We start from the raw sequence: 16,561 nt of genomic DNA, 5'->3' as shown, positions 1-16,561 counted from the left end.
ATGAGCGCCGTCCTCAGGTTTAGAAACGGGTCACATACCCGGAGGGACCGCCATGCTGACACGCCGCACGCTGTTGAAGAGCACTCTTGCCGCCGGGGCCTATGCCGGCGGGCTCGGCCTTGCCGGGTATTTCGGCGGCATTGCCAGCGCGAAGGCCGCCATGCCGCTCGTCGCCCGCCGCACCGAGGCGCTGATCACCGACAAGGGCCCGACGAAGGGCGCCATGACCTATGGCGAGACGGAGATCCCGCCGGTGCTGCGCATGCGCCGCGGCGAACTCTTCAACCTGCGCCTCGACAACCAGTTGGACGAGCCGACGACGATCCACTGGCACGGCCTTCGCATCGACAACCGGATGGACGGCGTGCCCTTCCTCACGCAGCCCTATGTCTATGGCGGCGACGGCTTCGACTATGCCTTCACCCCGCCCGATGCCGGCACCTTCTGGTATCACCCCCATTGCAACACGCTGGAGCAGATGGGCCGCGGCCTCGCCGGCCTCGTCGTCGTGGAGGACCCGGCCGATCCGGTCTTCGACGCCGAGATCGTGCTGAACCTTCGCGACTGGCGGCTCGGCGGCGACGGGCAGTTCATCGCCCAGTTCCGCCCGCGCGATGCCGCCCGCACCGGCACCTTCGGCACCGTACGCACCGCCAACTGGCGCCGGGAGCCGCAATATGATGCGCCGGCCGGCGGCCTCGTGCGCCTGCGCCTTGCCGCCACCGACGTCACCCGCATCCTCGCCCTCGCCGTCGAGGGGGCTAAGGCCGAGGTCATTGCCGCCGACGGCAATCCCGTGGCCGAGCGCTTCGCGCCCGATCACCTGCTGGTCGGCCCCGGCCAGCGCCTCGATCTCGTGCTGCGCATGCCGGACGGCGAAGGCGCGGTCGCGGCCCTCAAGGACCTGCGCGGCACGAAGCCGGCCACGCTCGCCACATTCCGCGCCACCGGCGCCTCGCTGAAGCGGGATATTCGGGACCTGCCGGCGCTGGCCGCCAATCCCATGGCCGAGCCCGATCTGTCCGCCGCCACGCAGCTTCCCTTCATCCTCAGCGCCTCGGCGGAGGAGCGGCCGAAGGACGGCATCTGCGGCTCGCTCGGCTACAATTTCTGGGCCATCAACAAGGTGCCGTGGGCGGACGACACGGGCGACCCGACCGCCCCGCTCGCCGAGATGAAGACGGGCCGGACCTATGTCTTCAACGTCGAGAACCCGACGCCGCAGGTCCACCCGCTGCACCTGCACGGTCTCGCCTTCCGGCCGATGAACTCCAACAAGCAGGCCGTCCGCCCGCATTTCACCGATACCTACCTCATCCTGCCGGACGAGAAGGTGCAGCTCGCCCTCGTCGCCGACAATCCCGGCGACTGGGTGTTCCATTGCCACATCATCGAGCACCAGAAGACCGGCATGACGAGCTACGTCCGGGTGGCGTGAGGCAAGATCGCATCTTGTCATGGGAAATATAAAGCCTATATTGTTTCCCATGAAAGGAGATCGCCCCATGCAGCGCAAACCCCTCTTGCAAGCCAATGCCGAAGGCACCGTGCTCACCAAGGCGACCGTGCGCGCGGCGGACGGGCTGGGGCTGACGGCACGCATCCTCTCGGCGGTCATCGGCGTTTCGGAGGCGACGGTCTCGCGGCTGAAGCGGCAGGACGTGCTCTTGGAGCGCGGCACCAAGCCCTTCGAGCTTGCCGTGCTGCTCGTGCGCCTCTTCCGCTCGCTCGATGCCATCACCGGCGGCGACGAGCGCGTCGCCCGCGCCTGGATGACGGCGGACAACACCGTGCTCGGCGCCCGCCCCGTCGACCGCATCGTCTCCATTGCCGGCCTTGTCGATGTCCTTGCCTATCTGGACGCCCGCCGCGCTCTCGTCTGAGGCGCGGCCTTTCAAGGGCGGCGTCTGGCGGTTCGTCGAGGCGCAGCACCGCGTCTCGACCCTGAAGCTCGTCGATACGATGGACGAGCAGGCGCTTCTCGAAGACCTTCTGGAGGAGAGCAAGCCGGTCCTGCCGCCCGAATGCGCCGGGCTCGACTATCTGCTGGCCACGCCCTTCCGCTACGGCGCCGTCTATCCGCACGGCTCGCGCTTCCGCCGGGCGGGGCGCACGCTTGGCGTCTACTACGCGGCGCTGACGGTGGAGACGGCGCTTGCCGAAATGGCCTTCTACCGCCTGCTGTTCTTTGCCGAATCGCCGGCAACGCCGCTGCCGGGCAACGCCGCCGACTACACCGCCTTCCGCGCCGCCGTCGCGACGGAAAGCGCCATCGACCTCACCCTGCCGCCGCTCGACCGCGACGCCGCGCACTGGACGCACCCGACCGACTACGCCGCCTGCCAGTCGCTGGCCGACGGCGCGCGGCAGGGCGGCATCGCCGCCATCCTCTACCGCTCGGTGCGCGATCCCGCCGCCGGCACCAACATGGCCCTCCTGACGGCCGCCGGCTTCGCCGAGCCGCGGCCGGTGGAGCGCCAGACCTGGCGCATCCGCCTCTCCCCCCTCGGCGTGCAGGCCCTCTGCGACCACCCGCCAAGGCGCATCGGCTTTTCCCGCGAGGATTTTCGCGGGGATCCGCGTATCGGGTGAAGCGGGCATCGCCGCTTTGATGCGAGACGTGCCGCCCGGCTTTCCTGCGAAAGGCGCGGCTTGGCTTGCCGGCGGGACGCGACGTTCAAGTTGCAGGCAGACTTGCCCATCCCGGACGCCCACTCCGTCGTCATAGTCGGGCCGTCATACCTCCGCCGTCGTCATGGTCGTGCTTGATCCGACCATCCACGCCCCGGGTGTCGCATAGATCCTCGGGTCAAGCCCGAGGATGACGGAGGAGAGGGGCGGACTTTACCGGCAATCCAAGTTGCCTTTCGGTCCTCCATTCCGGATGGAACCCGCCCCACCCCCTCACTGCCGAGCTATCATATGAGGGCATCTCCTCATTCCCCTTCTCCGCCGCGGGGAGAAGGTGCCGGCAGGCGGATGAGGGGGATGCCGAAGGCAAAAAAAGAAAAGCCTTTCTTCCTTCGCTGCCTCCCCCTCATCCGACCCTTCGGGCCACCTTCTCCCCGAAGGGGAGAAGGGAAGAGGAGCAACGTCGAGTTCCATGGGCGGCAGCCTGCCCCTGCCGGCCCCGCTCACGTCAGAAGCGCCGTCTCCGCAAAGAAGCCCTCCGGCCCGTCTATCTCGATCAGCTTGCGCCTCTCGATCAGCCAGAACCGGTTCGCCACCGCCCGCACGAAGGCGCGGTCGTGCGAGACGAAGAGGCAGCTTGTCTCCTGCGCCGTTAGTTCCCGCTCCAGCGCCTCCTGCCCCTCGATGTCGAGATGGTTGGTCGGCTCGTCGAGCAGGTAGAAGTTCGGATTGGCGAGCAGCAGCACCAGCATGCCGAGCCGCGCCTTCTGCCCGCCCGAGAGCTGCCCGACCGGCCGCCCCTGCATCTCGATGGAAAAGCCCGCGCCGGCAAGCAGGCTGCGCGCCCGCTGGTCGCCGACGTCGAAGCGGTGGATGATCGTGCCATGCGGCGTTTCCCCATCCGAAAGGTCGGACAGCGCCTGGTCGCCATAGCCGAGCACCAGCGAGGGCGTCGGCCTGATGCCGGGCTCGCTCGCCCCCTCGATCGCCTGCCGCAGCCGCCGCACCAGCCGCGTCTTGCCGGTGCCGTTGAGGCCGAGCAGCACGATACGGTCGCCTTGGCATATGAATTTTTGGCTCGTGCGGAAGAGAAGCGTGCCGTCCGGCGTCTCCACCGCCGAATCTTCCAGCGTCACCAGCACCTTGGCATGCGTGCCGCGATTGGCGAGGCGGATCGCGCCGGCCGAACGCTCCAGATGCGCCGGCTTCGCCGCCTCCTCGATCCGCTCGGCCCGGGCCTTGAGCTGCCTAGTCTTGACCACCAGAAGGTCGCTGCCGGAATTGATGCCGATATTGTTGAGCTTGGCCGCCTGCTGGCGAAGCTGCTGGGCGGTCTTCATCTCCTTCTCGAAGCGCCGCTCCTCCGCCGCATCCGCCTCGTCCAGTGCCGCCCGGGCGCGGGAATAGGGCAGCGCGAAGAGCTGCGAGCGCTCGGGGCGCAGGAAGAGCGTGCGGTTCGTCACGGCATCGAGGAAGGCGCGGTCGTGGCTGGAGAGGATGACCGGCATGTCGCGCGGCAGCGTGGCGAGCCAGTTCTCCAGCCTGGAGATCTTTTCCAGGTCGAGATGGTTGGTCGGCTCGTCGAGCAGCAGCACGTCCGGCTCGCCGACGCGCACGCGGGCGACGAGCGCGATGCGCTGCCATCCGCCGCTCAGCGCCGCCAGCGACCGCTCGCGCAGCGCCTCGGGCACTTCCAGCTCCTCCAGCGTCACGTCGGCGCGCCAGCTTTCGCTCTCCTGCTGCTCGGGCGAGAGCGCGCCCAGCACCGCCTCGCGGAAGGTGAGCCTTTCGAGGCCGGCGGGAAGGTTCTGCTCCATATGGCCGATGGTGAGGCCGCGCGCGCGGGTGATCTCGCCCGTCGTCGGCTCGAAGGCGCCGGTGATGCATTTCAGCAGCGTGGACTTGCCGCGCCCGTTGGCGGCGACGAGCCCGATGCGGTCGCCGGCGGCGATGGAGAGGTTGAGATTGGCAAAAAGCTCGGTGGACAGCGTGACGCCGAGCGCACGGATATTGATGAGCGACATGGAAATTCTCTGGTCTTCATGGCCCTCGCGGCGCGGCGTCAGCCGTCAGGCACGCGAAAGGGCGGGGAGGTTGATGCGGGCGCAAGGCCGCATCGCCGGATAGGGCAGACCAGATAGAAAGTGTGTTCGTTCCGATCAGCCCTGCAAACGCATTTGCAGGGCAAGATCAGGGCCATGGGTGCGATGTGGCAGGAAGCCGGACTTCACGGCACAGCCCTCTCTTGTGTGTTGCGAACGGGGTATGGGTAGCACCGGCCGCAGCCATTGGCAACGCCGCCGCCCCTCATCCCGCTGCCGCGACCTTCTCCCCGCAGGCGGGGAGAAGGGGAATGCCGCACCGGTTTCCTGCAAACCGGACGGATGAGAGAAGAGCGCGGCAGCCCCACATGTCCCTTCTCCCCGCCTGCGGGGAGAAGGTGCCGGCAGGCGGATGAAGGGCTACCCCGGCCGCGCTTACGACCACTCGCCGCACCACCTTGCAAGGGGGTGATAATGCCACTCCGGTTTCCCAAGAATCGCGCCGATGAAGCTGGAACGAGGCGGAGCCTCAACTCCCTTCTCCCCGCTTGCGGGGAGAAGGTGCCGGCAGGCGGATGAGGGGCTATCGCGGCCGTTACCTCCGCAGGCTCCCCAGAATACCCCGCACCAGCGCCCGCCCAAGCGAGGAGGCCACCGTGCGGGCGACGGATTTCATCGCCGCTTCCGCCACCGTTTCGCGCTGGTAGCCCGTGCGGGGCTTGGCCTGCTTGGGGGCGGAAGAGGCGGCCGGTTCCTCGTCGCCGAAGCCGGGAAGGGTCCAGCGGCTGCCGCCGGAGGTGGGCTGGCCGGCCTGCTGGTCGGCCTGCGCCTGCGCCGCGGCGGAATCGGCCGCCTTCTTGGCGCGAGCCATCAGGATCTCGTAGGCCGATTCGCGGTCGAAATCCTCGTCGTAGAGGCCGGCGACGGGGCTCACATCCATGATCTTCCTGCGCTCGGCATCGCTGATCGGCCCGAGGCGCGAGGCCGGCGGGCGGATGAGGGTGCGCTCCACCATGGAGGGCGCGCCCTTGCCTTCGAGCGTGGAGACCAGCGCCTCGCCGGTGCCGAGCTGGGTGATGACGGTGGCGCAGTCGAAATCCGGATTGGGGCGGAACGTGTCGGCGGCGGTCTTCACCGCCTTCTGCTCGCGCGGCGTATAGGCGCGCAGCGCATGCTGCACGCGGTTGCCGAGCTGAGCGAGCACGGTCTCCGGCACGTCGAGCGGGTTCTGCGTGACGAAATAGACGCCGACGCCCTTCGAGCGGATGAGGCGCACCACCTGCTCGACGCGCTCGATCAGCACCTTGGGCGCATCGTTGAAGAGCAGGTGCGCCTCGTCGAAGAAGAAGACGAGCTTGGGCTTTTCCGGATCGCCCACTTCCGGCAGCACCTCGAAGAGCTCGGAGAGCATCCAGAGCAGGAACGTGCCGTAGAGCCGTGGGTTCATCATCAATTTGTCGGCGGCCAGCACCGAGATCGCGCCGCGCCCGTCATTGGTCGTGCGCATGATGTCGGAGATCTTCAGCGCCGGCTCGCCGAAGAACTGCACCGCGCCCTGCTGCTCGAGGATCAGCAGCTCGCGCTGGATGGAGCCGACGGAGGCCTTGGAGATGAAGCCGAACTGGTTGGAAAGCGCCGAGGCGTTCTCGCCCATATAGTTGAGCAGCGCCTGAAGATCCTTGAGGTCGAGCAGCGGCAGGCCGCCCTGGTCGGCGATCTTGAAGGCGATGTTGATGACGCCTTCCTGCGCATCCGTCGCGTTCATCAGGCGCGAGAGCAGGAGCGGGCCCATCTCGGAAATGGTGGTGCGCACCCGGTGGCCCTTCTCGCCGAAGAGGTCCCAGAAGATCACCGGGAATTCCTGGAAGTCGTAGGGTTCGAGCCCGATCTGCTGGGCGCGCTTTTCCAGGAAGTCCTTGGCTTCGCCCATCGCGCCGATGCCGGAAAGGTCGCCCTTCACGTCGGCGCAGAAGACGGGCACGCCCGCATTGGAAAAGCCCTCGGCGAGGATCTGCAGCGTCACGGTCTTGCCGGTGCCGGTCGCGCCGGTGACGAGGCCGTGGCGATTGCCGAACTTCAGCTCCAGATATTCGGGCTTGTCGTTCGTGTCGTCCGGCTTGCGGCTGGTGCCGATATAGAGTTTTCCGTCTTGAAGAATGGAATCCGCCACGTTGAAACTCCCTGGGCTGCCGGTTCTGCGATTCGCGGCAAGGCGTCGCCGCGGCGATGTTTTCATTGAATCGTCGTGCTCAGTTTATAAGGATAGTCCGGCAGGCAAACAACACGCTTTCAAGGCCTTGCAATAGTGGGGCCATGGTGGGAAAGCGCGCCGGGCTCGCTTGAGTTTGCCGGCGAATTCATTTACCTTGACGTTAACGTCAATTCCTTCGGAGGATTTTCCATGAACGATCTCGTCTCCCGCGTTGCCGATGCCGTCGGCATCGATGCCGCCCTTGCCGAAAAGGCCATCGGCATGATGCTCGGTTTCCTGCAGCGCGAGGCGGCCGACGGCCCGGTCGCGAAGATGATCGAGGCCATTCCCGGCGCCTCCGACCTCGTCGCCAAGTATAATGGCGAAGGCGAGGGCAAGGGCCTGCTCGGCGGCCTGATGAGCGCCATCGGCGGCGGCGGCGTCATGGGCCTCGGCCAGCAGCTCATGAGCCAGGGCCTCGGCATGGGCGAGATCACCGGCCTTGCAAAGGAAACCATCGCGGTCGCCCGCGAACATGCCGGCGATGACTTGGTCGACGAAGTGGTTGCCTCGGTTCCGGGGCTCAGCCAGTTCGTCTGATCGGGGCAATACCCCTCCCCAACCCCTCCCCACAAGGGGGAGGGGCTTACCGTGCAGCGTCCTTGGCATTCCATTTTGAACGATGAGCAAGCCTCCATCTTTCTCCCCCCTTGTGGGGGAGATGCCCGGCAGGGCAGAGGGGGCGGCCCCGCGCAGCAGGGGCGTTACACGGGAAGACCCCTCCGTAAATCCCTCCCCACAAGGGGGAGGGATTTACCGTGCAGCACCCTTTGCATTCCATTTTTGAACGATGAGCAGGCCTCCACCTTTCTCCCCCTTGCGGGGGAGATGCTGGCAGGCAGAGGGGGCCTTTCTACCGCCGCCGCGCGAAAACCAGCGCCGCAGTAAAAACGGCAAGGCCGATGCCGACCGAGAGCGGCCCGGCCTTCGGCCCGCCGGCCTCCATGATCGCGCCGGTGACGCTGGAGCCCGCGCCGCTGCCCGCCGCATAGGCGAGCGCGAAGGCCGCGCTGCCGGCCACCAGCATCGCGCCGTTGTAGCGCTCGCCGAGCATGGTGAGCGCGCAGGTATAGAGCGAGAAGGTCGCCGTGCCCATCAGCGCGAAGACGGCGAGGATCGCGATTTCCGATTCCATCGACGGCAGGATGAGATAGCTCGCGGCGGCGGCGGTCACGGCGCTCAGCGCCACCCGCTCGCGCGGCAGCTTGTCGAGCATCAGGCCGATGAAGGGCTGGGCGATGGCGGTCGGCAGGGCGAGCACCGTCACGCTGACGGCGGCGAAGGCCTGGCTGTAGCCCATTTTCACGAAATAGACCGGCATGGCGGAGATCGCCGCGATATCGGCGAAGCCGAAGACGAAGACCATGCCGACGAGCACCGGCGCCGCCCGGAAGAAGCGGAAGACGGCACCCGTCGAGGAGGGCTCGGGCACCGTCCGCGTCGAGAACATCAGCATGCCGGTCGCAAAGGCGACGATGGCGAGATAGACCGCCGTCAGCGCGAAGCCGAGCCCGCCCTCGCTGCCGAGCAGCGGAATGGCCAGCGGCCCCGCGGCAAAGCCGGCGCACATGCCCGCCCCGTAGATGCCGGAGATCCGGCCGCGCAGCCGGTCCGGGCAGGCGGCGCTCAGCCAGGCCTCGCCCAGCATGAAGATGAGGCTGGCGAAGAAGCCGAGCAGGAAGCGCGCGCCGAGCCAGACGGCGAAGGACGTGGAGGCCGCGAAGGTGGCAAGGCAGAGCGAACAGCCGACGAGGCTGGCGATGATCAGGCGGTCGGCCCGCCAGCGCGCGGTGAGGCTGCCGATGAGCAGCGTCGAGGCGGCAAGCCCGCCGGCGAAGGCGAGCGCATTGACGCCGATCAGCGCCGGCGAATAGCCGCGCGATTCCAGCGTCAGCGAGATCAGCGGATAGGTGAGCCCCTGCGCCACGGAAAAGGCGGTGACGCCGAGAATGACGGCGGCAATGGCCGGCCAGTCCGGCGCAAAGACGGTCGAGGTCTGCATGAAGGGCTCCCAGCCGCTCGCGGCGCGGCGCATCACCCATATCCGGCCGGCGGCTCTTTGGGAAGCCGGCCGCATCCGGCGACAATCCGCCAGCGTTTCAATTCCCCTTCTCCCGTCGGGGAGAAGGTCGCCCGAAGGGCCGGATGAGGGGGCTTTTCCCACCATTCGGCCTGCCTGTCGTGCCGTTCTACTTCCGGCGCCCCCTCATCCGCCTGCTGGCACCTTCTCCCCGAGGGGAGAAGGGGAGTTGGGGCAACGGCGTGCCCCAAACCCAAACCTTACGCAGCCTTGTCCCAGACCGGGGCGAGGCCGTCCGGGCTGACGATGCGGCTATCTGGGCGGGCGACCTTGTGGATACGCGTCATCTCACCGTCGAGGATACGAGATCACCGGCAACATGCCGGTGTCCAGCGGCGCGATCCTGCACCAGCTCTACCTCGATGGCCTCGGCCGCTTTCATGTCGAGCCCGATATCGTCGCCGGTACGCTGATGCCGGTGCTGGAGGATTTCAATCCCGGCGATATCGAGATCGCCCATGCCGTCTTCGCCGGCCACGAGCATCTGGCCGCGCGCATCCGCGCCTTCATCGATTTCCTCGCGGGGACGATCTGAGGCTCAGGCCTTCACGGCGATGAGGAAGAGCCGCGGGAAGCGCAGCAACCGCCGCCCGTCCGCCATCGGCGCATAGGCCTTGTCGATGCGCGCCTCGTAGTCCGCCAGGAAGCCGCCGCGTTCCTCCGCCGGGATGCGGTCGAGATAGGGGCGCAGCCCCGTGCCCTTCACCCATTCGACGATGGCCGCCGCATCGGCCATCGGGTGGTTGTAGACGGTGTGCCAGACATCGACGCGCGCCGCCTTCGGGCCGAGGGCGTCGAAATAGGCGGCGGGGGCGGGGAGGGGCTTGCGGCGCGGCGTGCCCTCGGCAAAGGCGCTTTTCCATGGGCCGGCCAGCGCGCTTTCCTCCATCAGGAGATGCGAGGGCTCGGAAAGGTTGTCCGGCATCTGCACGGCCAGCACGCCGCCGGGGCGAAGGCCGTCCATCAGCCGCGCCATGAGCGCCACATGGTCGGGCAGCCACTGGAAGACGGCATTGGCGAAGAGCAGGGCGGCCGCCTCGTGCGGGCGCCATCTGGCAAGGTCGCATTCGACAAAATCGACGCCCGGCAGGCGTTCGCGCGCCGCCTTCAGCATGTCCGCCGCATTGTCGACGCCGCGCACGCCCCGGCCGGGAAAACGCTTGACCAGAAGCTCCGTCGAATTGCCCGGCCCGCAGCCGAGGTCGTAGACCGTGCCGGCGACGAGATCGGCCGGCACTTGGGCAAGGAGATCGGCGGCCGGGCGCGTGCGCTCGTCCTCGAATTTCAGGTATTGCGCGGCGGACCAGGCCATTCACAGGCTCTCCAGCGAGGGCAGGATGAGGGCCGGGCCGAGGTCGAAATACTCGTCCGGCATGTCGGAACGGTTGATCCAGACGGTGCGGAAGCCGAATTTCGTCGCCCCGGCGATATCCCAGCGGTTGGAGGACTGGAAGGAGACGGCGTTCGGATAGAGCCGGTAATTCGTCGTCACCAGGTCGTAGACGGCGGGCGCGGTCTTGTAGGTCTTCAGCGCGTCCACCGAGAAGATGTCGTCGATGACGGTATCGAGCGCCGCGTTCTTCACCGCCGAGGCGAGCATGGCGGGTGAGCCGTTGGACAGGATGGCGATATGCGCGCCGCGCTGCTTCAGCGCCTTCAGCACGGCCGGCACTTCCGGGTAGCAGTCGAGCTTCCAGTAGGCGTCGAGCAGCTTCTGCCGCAGCGCGGGATCGACGCCGCCGACGTGTTGGAACGTATAGTCGAGCGCCTGCTCGGTGAGCTGCCAGAAATCCGCATAGGCACCCATCAGCGCGCGCGTCCAGGAATATTCGAGCTGCTTGGCGCGCCAGATCTCGGAAAAGATCTGGTAGTTCGGCCCGACATCCCCCGCATGACGCCGCACCGCCGCATGCACGTCGAACAGCGTGCCATAGGCGTCGAACACATAGGCGGCATGGGACATGGCGGCGATTCTCCTGCGCTTTCACCGGCGATTGGCGGCTATCGGGCGGTGAATGTCAATTGTTGCTTGCCGTGCAAGCGAATGCGCCGAGGGAGCGGCACGTTAAGTCCCTCCCCCTTGTGGGGAGGGATTTAGGGAGGGGTCTTGCCGTAACGCCCCGGCTTCGCGGGGCCACCCCCTCTGCCTGCCGGCATCTCCCCCACAAGGGGGGAGAAAGTCAAAGGTTTACTCACCGTGCAGGGTAACGCGACAGCGGAGCGGCACGGTAAGCTCCTCCCCCTTGTGGGGAGGGGTTGTTCCCTCAGAACCGCGTGATCACGCTGATCCCCAGATCCGTCGCCCGGTCCATCGCCATCAGCGCCGGCACGGCCTCCTCCAGCCCGATATGCCGGCCGATCAGCTTCTGCGGCGCGAGCTTGCCGCTCTCGATCATCGAAAGCATGGCGTCGTAGCGCCAGGCCTGCATGCCGTGGCTGCCGTAGATTTCCAGCTCGTGGCCGATGACCTGCGCCATCGGAATCTGCGGCGTCGCATGGTCGGCCAGCATCAGCCCGACCTGTACATGCCGCCCGCGCCGGCGCAGGTTCTTTATGGAGTTGAAGCAGGTGACGGGCGAGCCCAGCGCGTCGATGGAGGCATGCGCCCCGCCGCCGGTGATCTCCCGCACGGCTTCCGCGACATCGGCCACCGCGCGGGCATCGATCGCCGCGACCGCGCCCATCTTCCTCGCGAAGTCCAGCTTCTCGGGGGAAATGTCGATGGCGATGAGGTTCGCCCCGAGCGCGGCGGCGATCATGATGGCGGAAAGGCCGACGCCGCCGCAGCCATGCACCGCCACCCATTCCCCGCCCGTCACCCGCGCCTGGTCGACCACCGCGCGGAAGGAGGTGGCGAAGCGGCAGCCGAGGCTGGCGGCCGTGGCATAATCGATGGCGTCCGGCAGGTGCACGAGGTTCTGGTCGGCATGGTCGATGGCGACATATTCGGCGAAGGACCCCCAATGGGTGAAGCCCGGCTGGAACTGCTCCTCGCAGACCTGTTGATTGCCCGAGCGGCACTCGCCGCAATGGCCGCAGCCGGAGACGAAGGGCACGGTCACCCGCTCGCCCTCGCGGAAGCGGGTAACGGCCTTGCCGACCGCCGCCACCGTGCCGGCGAGCTCGTGCCCCGGCACATGCGGCAGTTTGATATCGGGATCGTGCCCCATCCAGCCGTGCCAGTCGCTGCGGCACAGCCCCGTCGCCTCGACCTTGATCACCACGCCGCCGGGCGTCGGCGCCGGATCCGGCAGGACGCGGATATCCGGTTTCGCTTCAAAGGCTTCGTAGTACATCGCGCGCATGGCCGTCTCCCTTTGCCTCTTCTATCGCATGCACCCGGAAACCCCTCAACCGGGCCATCCATGACAAGACCTGATGCACCCATTCAACATCTTGAATGGACATGCGGCGCGCTCTGGCGGAAGGCAGGGGCGACTTGACCGCTCATCCCGGTCGGGCCTTGATGGGCCAGGGCATTTCCGCTTTTCTCGCGAACCGCGAAACCGCTCCGGCTCTTTGGTTCTTCGCATTGGCGGACGCGGAACCGCTCCGCCCTTTTGCCGGAAATGCTCTGGAAGGAGTTTGAAACATGCCAGTCGATACCTCACCGCGCTCCGCCACCTGGACCTTCGTGGACGGCGAATGGATTTCCGGCAATCCGCCGCTCATCGGTCCCACCTCGCATGCCATGTGGCTCGGCTCGACCGTCTTCGATGGCGCGCGCTGGTTCGACGGCATCGCGCCGGACCTCGACCTGCATTGCCGGCGCATCAACCGCTCCGCCGAGGCGCTCGGCCTTGCGGCGACCGTCTCCCCGGAAGAGATCGAGGCGCTCGCCCTGGAAGGCGTCAAGAGGTTCGACGGCAGGACGGCGATCTACATCAAGCCGATGTACTGGGCCGAGCACGGCTCGCCGATCAGCGTCGTCGCGCCGGATGCGGGCTCCACCCGCTTCGCGCTCTGCCTGTTCGAGGCGTCGATGGGCGATCCGAATGCCCGCTCCTCGCTCACCGTCTCGCCCTTCCGCCGTCCGACGGTGGAATGCATGCCGACGGATGCCAAGGCCGGCTGCCTCTACCCGAACAATGCCCGCATGCTGGTGGAGGCCAAGAAGCGCGGCTTCGACAATGCGCTGGTGCGCGACATGCTGGGCAATGTCGCCGAGACCGCCTCGTCCAACATCTTCATGGTGCGCGACGGCGTCGTCTTCACCCCCGCCGCCAACCACACCTTCCTTGCCGGCATTACGCGCAGCCGCGTCATCGGCCTTTTGCGGGACGCAGGCTTCGACGTGGTCGAGACCACGCTCACCCCGGCCGACTTTTCAGCTGCCGACGAGATCTTCACCTCCGGCAACTACTCCAAGGTCGTCCCCGTCACCCGCTTCGAGGACCGCGACCTTCCCCACGGCCCCATCACCGCCAAGGCCCGCGACCTCTACTTCGACTGGGCGCATTCGAACGGCGATGCGTGAATGAAGCGGGCCGGCCTTAGGGCCGGCTTTGGACCCTCGGCTCAAGGCCGAGGGTGACGCAGGGGAGGAGAGGCGACACTCCCCAATAGAGGGGTGCGGCACAGGCAGCGCTGCTGTCAACCGACCTCCTTTTCTTCTGTCGTCATCCTCTGGCTCGACCCGAGGATCCACGATCCGCGGCGTCCCGGTGGATGGTCGGCTCAAGCCCGACCATAATGGAGGAGATGTGGTGCCCTGGAGGATGTTTGCCTCGAAGGCAGCGGGAGGAGTGAAGGAAAGTGCAGCTCCCCGATACTACCTATTCCTGCCCCGCTGCATCCTGCGTCGTATTATCCCCCGTCTCGGCCCGTTTTCTGGCCGCCGCCTCGCGCTCGCTTTCCCGCACCACATGCAGGAATTCCGCGGCGATCGGCGGGGAGACTTCAACCGTCTTCTTCTGCTTGTCGTAGATGCAGACATAGGTGATCTGGCTCTTCGATTCCGGCGAAAGCCCCTCGATCGCCGCGATGCCGAAGGATTGCGTGCCGGTCGGCTCGACGAAGACGTTCGGCGTTCCCAGCACCTCCGGCAGGCTGGCAAGGCAGCTTTTCTCCACATCCGCGCGGAATTCCTCCCAGGCGTCGGAGGAAGAGGCGTGCGCGCCGGCGGCGGCAAGCGAGAGGGCGAGGGCGGAAAGGGGGATGATGCGCATGGAGGGCTCCGGGTTGGCGGGAAGGGACGAAACGCCGGGAATCGGAAAGGGGTTCCGCCCGCGTTGATCCGGCAGGCGGAACGGGAAGGATTTTGCCGCATGTCAGGAAAATTTGGAAGGCGGGCGGTTGCCTCTTCCGGTTGCCGCTCCTATGTTCCGCTCACGGATTTCCTTCACAAAATTCCGTCGCCAGAGCAATTCCAGCAACGGCCGGGAAACCGGCCCGCCTTCGGAATTGCGGCAAACAAAGAGGAGACACCATCATGGCTTTCGAACTTCCGCCGCTTCCCTACGATTACGACGCACTCGCCCCCTTCATGTCGCGCGAGACGCTCGAATATCACCACGACAAGCACCACAAGGCCTATGTCGACAACGGCAACAAGCTGGCGGAGGAAGCAGGCCTTGCGAACCTCTCCCTCGAAGAGATCGTCAAGAAGTCCTACGGCACCAACCAGGGCCTCTTCAACAATGCCGGCCAGCACTACAACCACCTCCATTTCTGGAACTGGATGAAGAAGGGCGGCGGCGGCAAGAGCCTGCCGGGCGCGCTCCAGAAGGCCATCGACAGCGATCTGGGCGGCTATGACAAGTTCAAGGCCGATTTCGTCGCCGCCGGCACCACGCAGTTCGGCTCCGGCTGGGCATGGCTCTCCGTCAAGGACGGCAAGCTCGCCATCTCCAAGACCCCGAACGGCGAGAACCCGCTGGTCCACGGCGCGGAACCGATCCTCGGCGTCGACGTATGGGAACACTCCTACTACATCGACTACCGCAACGCCCGCCCGAAATACCTCGAAGCCTTCGTCGATAGCCTGATCAACTGGGACTACGTCCTGGAGCGCTACGAAGCCGCAACGAAGTAAGCCTTCGGCTTGCCGATTACGCAAACCCCGGTCGGAAACGGCCGGGTTTTTTTTTGGCGGGCCTTCTCTCCGTCTGCCGAAAAGGAACAGGTTTTTCAACTTCGTCCGATGTGTGATATTGTGCTGGCATGTACACAAACCAGTACGGATGGCCACCATGAGCAGCACGACGATGACGATCCGCGTCAGCACCGACATCAAGGAAAAGCTCGACAGGCTGGCGGCGGACACGCGCCGCAGCCGCTCCTTCCTCGCCGCCGAGGCGGTCTCGGCCTATGTCGCCAGGGAACTGGCGATCGTAGAGGGCATCAGCGAAGGCCTTGAGGACGTTCGCAAGGGGCGGACGGTTTCGCATGAGGAAGCCATGTCCGAACTTGCCTCCGCGATCGATACGGCTGAGCGCGGCCGGTCGTGAAGCGTCCCGTCCGATGGTCCCGCGCGGCCCTCGATGACCTGAAGCAGCAGGTCCGCCACATCGCGAAGGACGATCCCGCAGCGGCACGCTCGGTTGTCGCGCGGATCGATGCGGCGGCGGTCCTTTTGGGCGAACGCGCCGTCGGCCGGCCGGGCCGGGTCGGCGGCACCTACGAGAAATCGGTGAGCGGCCTTCCCTATGTTCTCGCCTATTGCATGGAGATGGCCGAGGGGCGGGAGACCCTGTTCATCCTGCGCGTCATCCATACCGCGCGGCAATGGCCGCGCGAGGAATGGCCGGAATAGGGCAATTCCAGCAAAGTGGATCGCGGGCTCTGCGTCCGGAATGCGTGAAACGCTTAGGAACCCGCCGCCGCCCGGTTCTCCGCCCAGCCGGAAATCCAGATCTGCCGCAGCCCGTCGCCTTCGCCGCGAAAGTGCCCGCCCGTCGCTTCGCAGGCCTCCACCCGGTCCGCGCGGAAATTGCGGATGGCCTGGCGCAGCTCGCACCAGGCGACGATGTTCGCCGTTTCCGAATAGTAGATGAGCGCGATGGGGCGGATGGTGCGCTCGGTGGCGCGGGCATATTCGTCGCGGTAGTCGATGAGCAGCTTCTCCTCGTCGCGGATCGCCCGGCGCACCGTGGCAAGGTCGATGCCCTCGGGCTGGCGCGGCGCGGTGCCCCAGGCGTGCAGCGCGCGGGCGGAAAGCGTCTGGCGCAGCGGCGGCGGCACGGCGCCGGCGATCTTCTCGCCCACCCTTCTGGCGGCCGCCTTCAGTTCCGCGTCCCCCGTGCGCTCCAGAAGGGCGAGCGCCAGCACCACGGCCTCCGTCTCCTCGATGGTGAACATCAGCGGCGGCAGGTCGAAGCCGGGACGCAGGATATAGCCGATGCCGCGCTCGCCCTCGACCGGCACGCGCATCGCCTGCAGCGCGGCGATGTCGCGGTAGATCGAGCGCACCGTCACCTCCAGCCGTTCGGCGATCTCGGCGGCGGTCACCGGCTGGCGGGCGAGCCGCAGGATCTGGATGATCTCGAAGAGCCGGGATGCCTTGCGCATGGTTTTCTCCGTCACAACTGACACATCCCTGTCAGTTGGCCTTCGCTA

General features: G+C 66.7%; 16 protein-coding genes and 1 pseudogene. 9 read left to right on the top strand and 8 right to left on the bottom strand.

Annotated features, from left to right (window positions below; translation table 11 throughout):
• Positions 1–52 precede the first annotated feature (52 nt).
• The 3 genes from ACZ1A1_RS16575 to ACZ1A1_RS16565 all read left to right on the top strand — a co-directional run bounded on the left by ACZ1A1_RS16575 (position 53) and on the right by ACZ1A1_RS16565 (position 2,592).
• Positions 53–1,438, top strand: a complete 1,386-nt coding sequence (locus tag ACZ1A1_RS16575) for a multicopper oxidase family protein (protein ID WP_463620748.1) — start codon at positions 53–55, stop codon at positions 1,436–1,438.
• Positions 1,439–1,505: 67 nt separating this feature from the next.
• Entirely contained in the window at positions 1,506–1,883 is a 378-nt protein-coding gene (locus ACZ1A1_RS16570; RefSeq protein ID WP_119258167.1) for an MbcA/ParS/Xre antitoxin family protein, read from the top strand.
• Positions 1,843–2,592: an RES family NAD+ phosphorylase gene (locus tag ACZ1A1_RS16565; RefSeq protein ID WP_463620747.1), complete on the top strand. Its 750-nt coding sequence runs from the start codon at positions 1,843–1,845 to the stop codon at positions 2,590–2,592. The genes ACZ1A1_RS16570 and ACZ1A1_RS16565 overlap by 41 nt, the downstream gene beginning before the upstream one ends.
• Positions 2,593–3,134: 542 nt before the next feature.
• Here the strand turns inward: ACZ1A1_RS16565 and ACZ1A1_RS16560 are convergent.
• Both ACZ1A1_RS16560 and ACZ1A1_RS16555 read right to left on the bottom strand, forming a co-directional pair.
• A complete protein-coding gene (locus ACZ1A1_RS16560; protein WP_463620746.1) occupies positions 3,135–4,655 on the bottom strand; it encodes an ABC-F family ATP-binding cassette domain-containing protein in 1,521 nt (506 codons plus the stop codon).
• A 613-nt stretch (positions 4,656–5,268) separates the two neighbouring features.
• Positions 5,269–6,831, bottom strand: a complete 1,563-nt coding sequence (locus ACZ1A1_RS16555; protein WP_463620891.1) for a helicase HerA-like C-terminal domain-containing protein — start codon at positions 6,829–6,831, stop codon at positions 5,269–5,271.
• Positions 6,832–7,074: 243 nt separating this feature from the next.
• Here ACZ1A1_RS16555 and ACZ1A1_RS16550 point away from each other — a divergent pair, with 243 nt between their 5' ends.
• A complete protein-coding gene (locus tag ACZ1A1_RS16550) occupies positions 7,075–7,464 on the top strand; it encodes a hypothetical protein (RefSeq protein WP_463620745.1) in 390 nt (129 codons plus the stop codon).
• Between the two features lie 313 nt (positions 7,465–7,777).
• On the opposite strand, the gene ACZ1A1_RS16545 is transcribed toward ACZ1A1_RS16550, so the two are convergent.
• Positions 7,778–8,926 carry an MFS transporter gene (locus ACZ1A1_RS16545; RefSeq protein WP_463620744.1) on the bottom strand — a complete coding sequence of 383 codons (1,149 nt, stop codon included), beginning with the start codon at positions 8,924–8,926 and terminating at the stop codon, positions 7,778–7,780.
• A gap of 385 nt (positions 8,927–9,311) precedes the next feature.
• On the opposite strand from ACZ1A1_RS16545, the pseudogene ACZ1A1_RS16540 reads away from it, so the two are divergent.
• Positions 9,312–9,539, top strand: a pseudogene (locus tag ACZ1A1_RS16540) (type 2 periplasmic-binding domain-containing protein); the annotation flags it as partial.
• Positions 9,540–9,542: 3 nt separating this feature from the next.
• Here ACZ1A1_RS16540 and tam read toward each other — a convergent pair.
• The 3 genes from tam to ACZ1A1_RS16525 form a co-directional block, all read right to left on the bottom strand.
• Positions 9,543–10,316 carry a trans-aconitate 2-methyltransferase gene (gene tam, locus ACZ1A1_RS16535; RefSeq protein WP_463620743.1) on the bottom strand — a complete coding sequence of 258 codons (774 nt, stop codon included), beginning with the start codon at positions 10,314–10,316 and terminating at the stop codon, positions 9,543–9,545.
• A complete protein-coding gene (locus ACZ1A1_RS16530) occupies positions 10,317–10,967 on the bottom strand; it encodes a haloacid dehalogenase type II (RefSeq protein WP_463620742.1) in 651 nt (216 codons plus the stop codon).
• 301 nt (positions 10,968–11,268) lie between these two features.
• Positions 11,269–12,309 (bottom strand): zinc-dependent alcohol dehydrogenase family protein, encoded by a 1,041-nt coding sequence (locus ACZ1A1_RS16525; protein WP_463620741.1) that lies wholly within the window; start codon positions 12,307–12,309, stop codon positions 11,269–11,271.
• A gap of 287 nt (positions 12,310–12,596) precedes the next feature.
• Between ACZ1A1_RS16525 and ACZ1A1_RS16520 the strand changes: the two genes are divergently transcribed.
• Positions 12,597–13,481, top strand: a complete 885-nt coding sequence (locus ACZ1A1_RS16520; protein ID WP_463620740.1) for a branched-chain amino acid aminotransferase — start codon at positions 12,597–12,599, stop codon at positions 13,479–13,481.
• A 298-nt stretch (positions 13,482–13,779) separates the two neighbouring features.
• Here ACZ1A1_RS16520 and ACZ1A1_RS16515 read toward each other — a convergent pair whose 3' ends face one another.
• Positions 13,780–14,172 carry a hypothetical protein gene (locus ACZ1A1_RS16515; RefSeq protein WP_415216183.1) on the bottom strand — a complete coding sequence of 131 codons (393 nt, stop codon included), beginning with the start codon at positions 14,170–14,172 and terminating at the stop codon, positions 13,780–13,782.
• 263 nt (positions 14,173–14,435) lie between these two features.
• Between ACZ1A1_RS16515 and ACZ1A1_RS16510 the strand changes: the two genes are divergently transcribed.
• The 3 genes from ACZ1A1_RS16510 (at position 14,436) to ACZ1A1_RS16500 (ending at position 15,758) form a co-directional block, all read left to right on the top strand.
• Positions 14,436–15,038 carry a superoxide dismutase gene (locus ACZ1A1_RS16510; protein WP_313194074.1) on the top strand — a complete coding sequence of 201 codons (603 nt, stop codon included), beginning with the start codon at positions 14,436–14,438 and terminating at the stop codon, positions 15,036–15,038.
• A gap of 157 nt (positions 15,039–15,195) precedes the next feature.
• The gene (locus ACZ1A1_RS16505) at positions 15,196–15,453 is read left to right on the top strand and encodes a CopG family ribbon-helix-helix protein (protein WP_463620739.1); all 258 of its coding nucleotides are present in this window, start codon (positions 15,196–15,198) and stop codon (positions 15,451–15,453) included.
• Positions 15,450–15,758: a type II toxin-antitoxin system RelE/ParE family toxin gene (locus tag ACZ1A1_RS16500; protein ID WP_463620738.1), complete on the top strand. Its 309-nt coding sequence runs from the start codon at positions 15,450–15,452 to the stop codon at positions 15,756–15,758. The genes ACZ1A1_RS16505 and ACZ1A1_RS16500 overlap by 4 nt, the downstream gene beginning before the upstream one ends.
• A gap of 53 nt (positions 15,759–15,811) precedes the next feature.
• Here ACZ1A1_RS16500 and ACZ1A1_RS16495 read toward each other — a convergent pair whose 3' ends face one another.
• Complete coding sequence (locus ACZ1A1_RS16495) at positions 15,812–16,513, bottom strand: helix-turn-helix transcriptional regulator (protein ID WP_463620737.1); 702 nt, start codon at positions 16,511–16,513, stop codon at positions 15,812–15,814.
• Positions 16,514–16,561 lie beyond the last annotated feature (48 nt).

The organism is Shinella sp. R2-11 (assembly GCF_055330205.1).
Note: the sequence above shows the minus strand (reverse complement) of the source record. Positions and strands in the feature narration are given on the sequence as shown.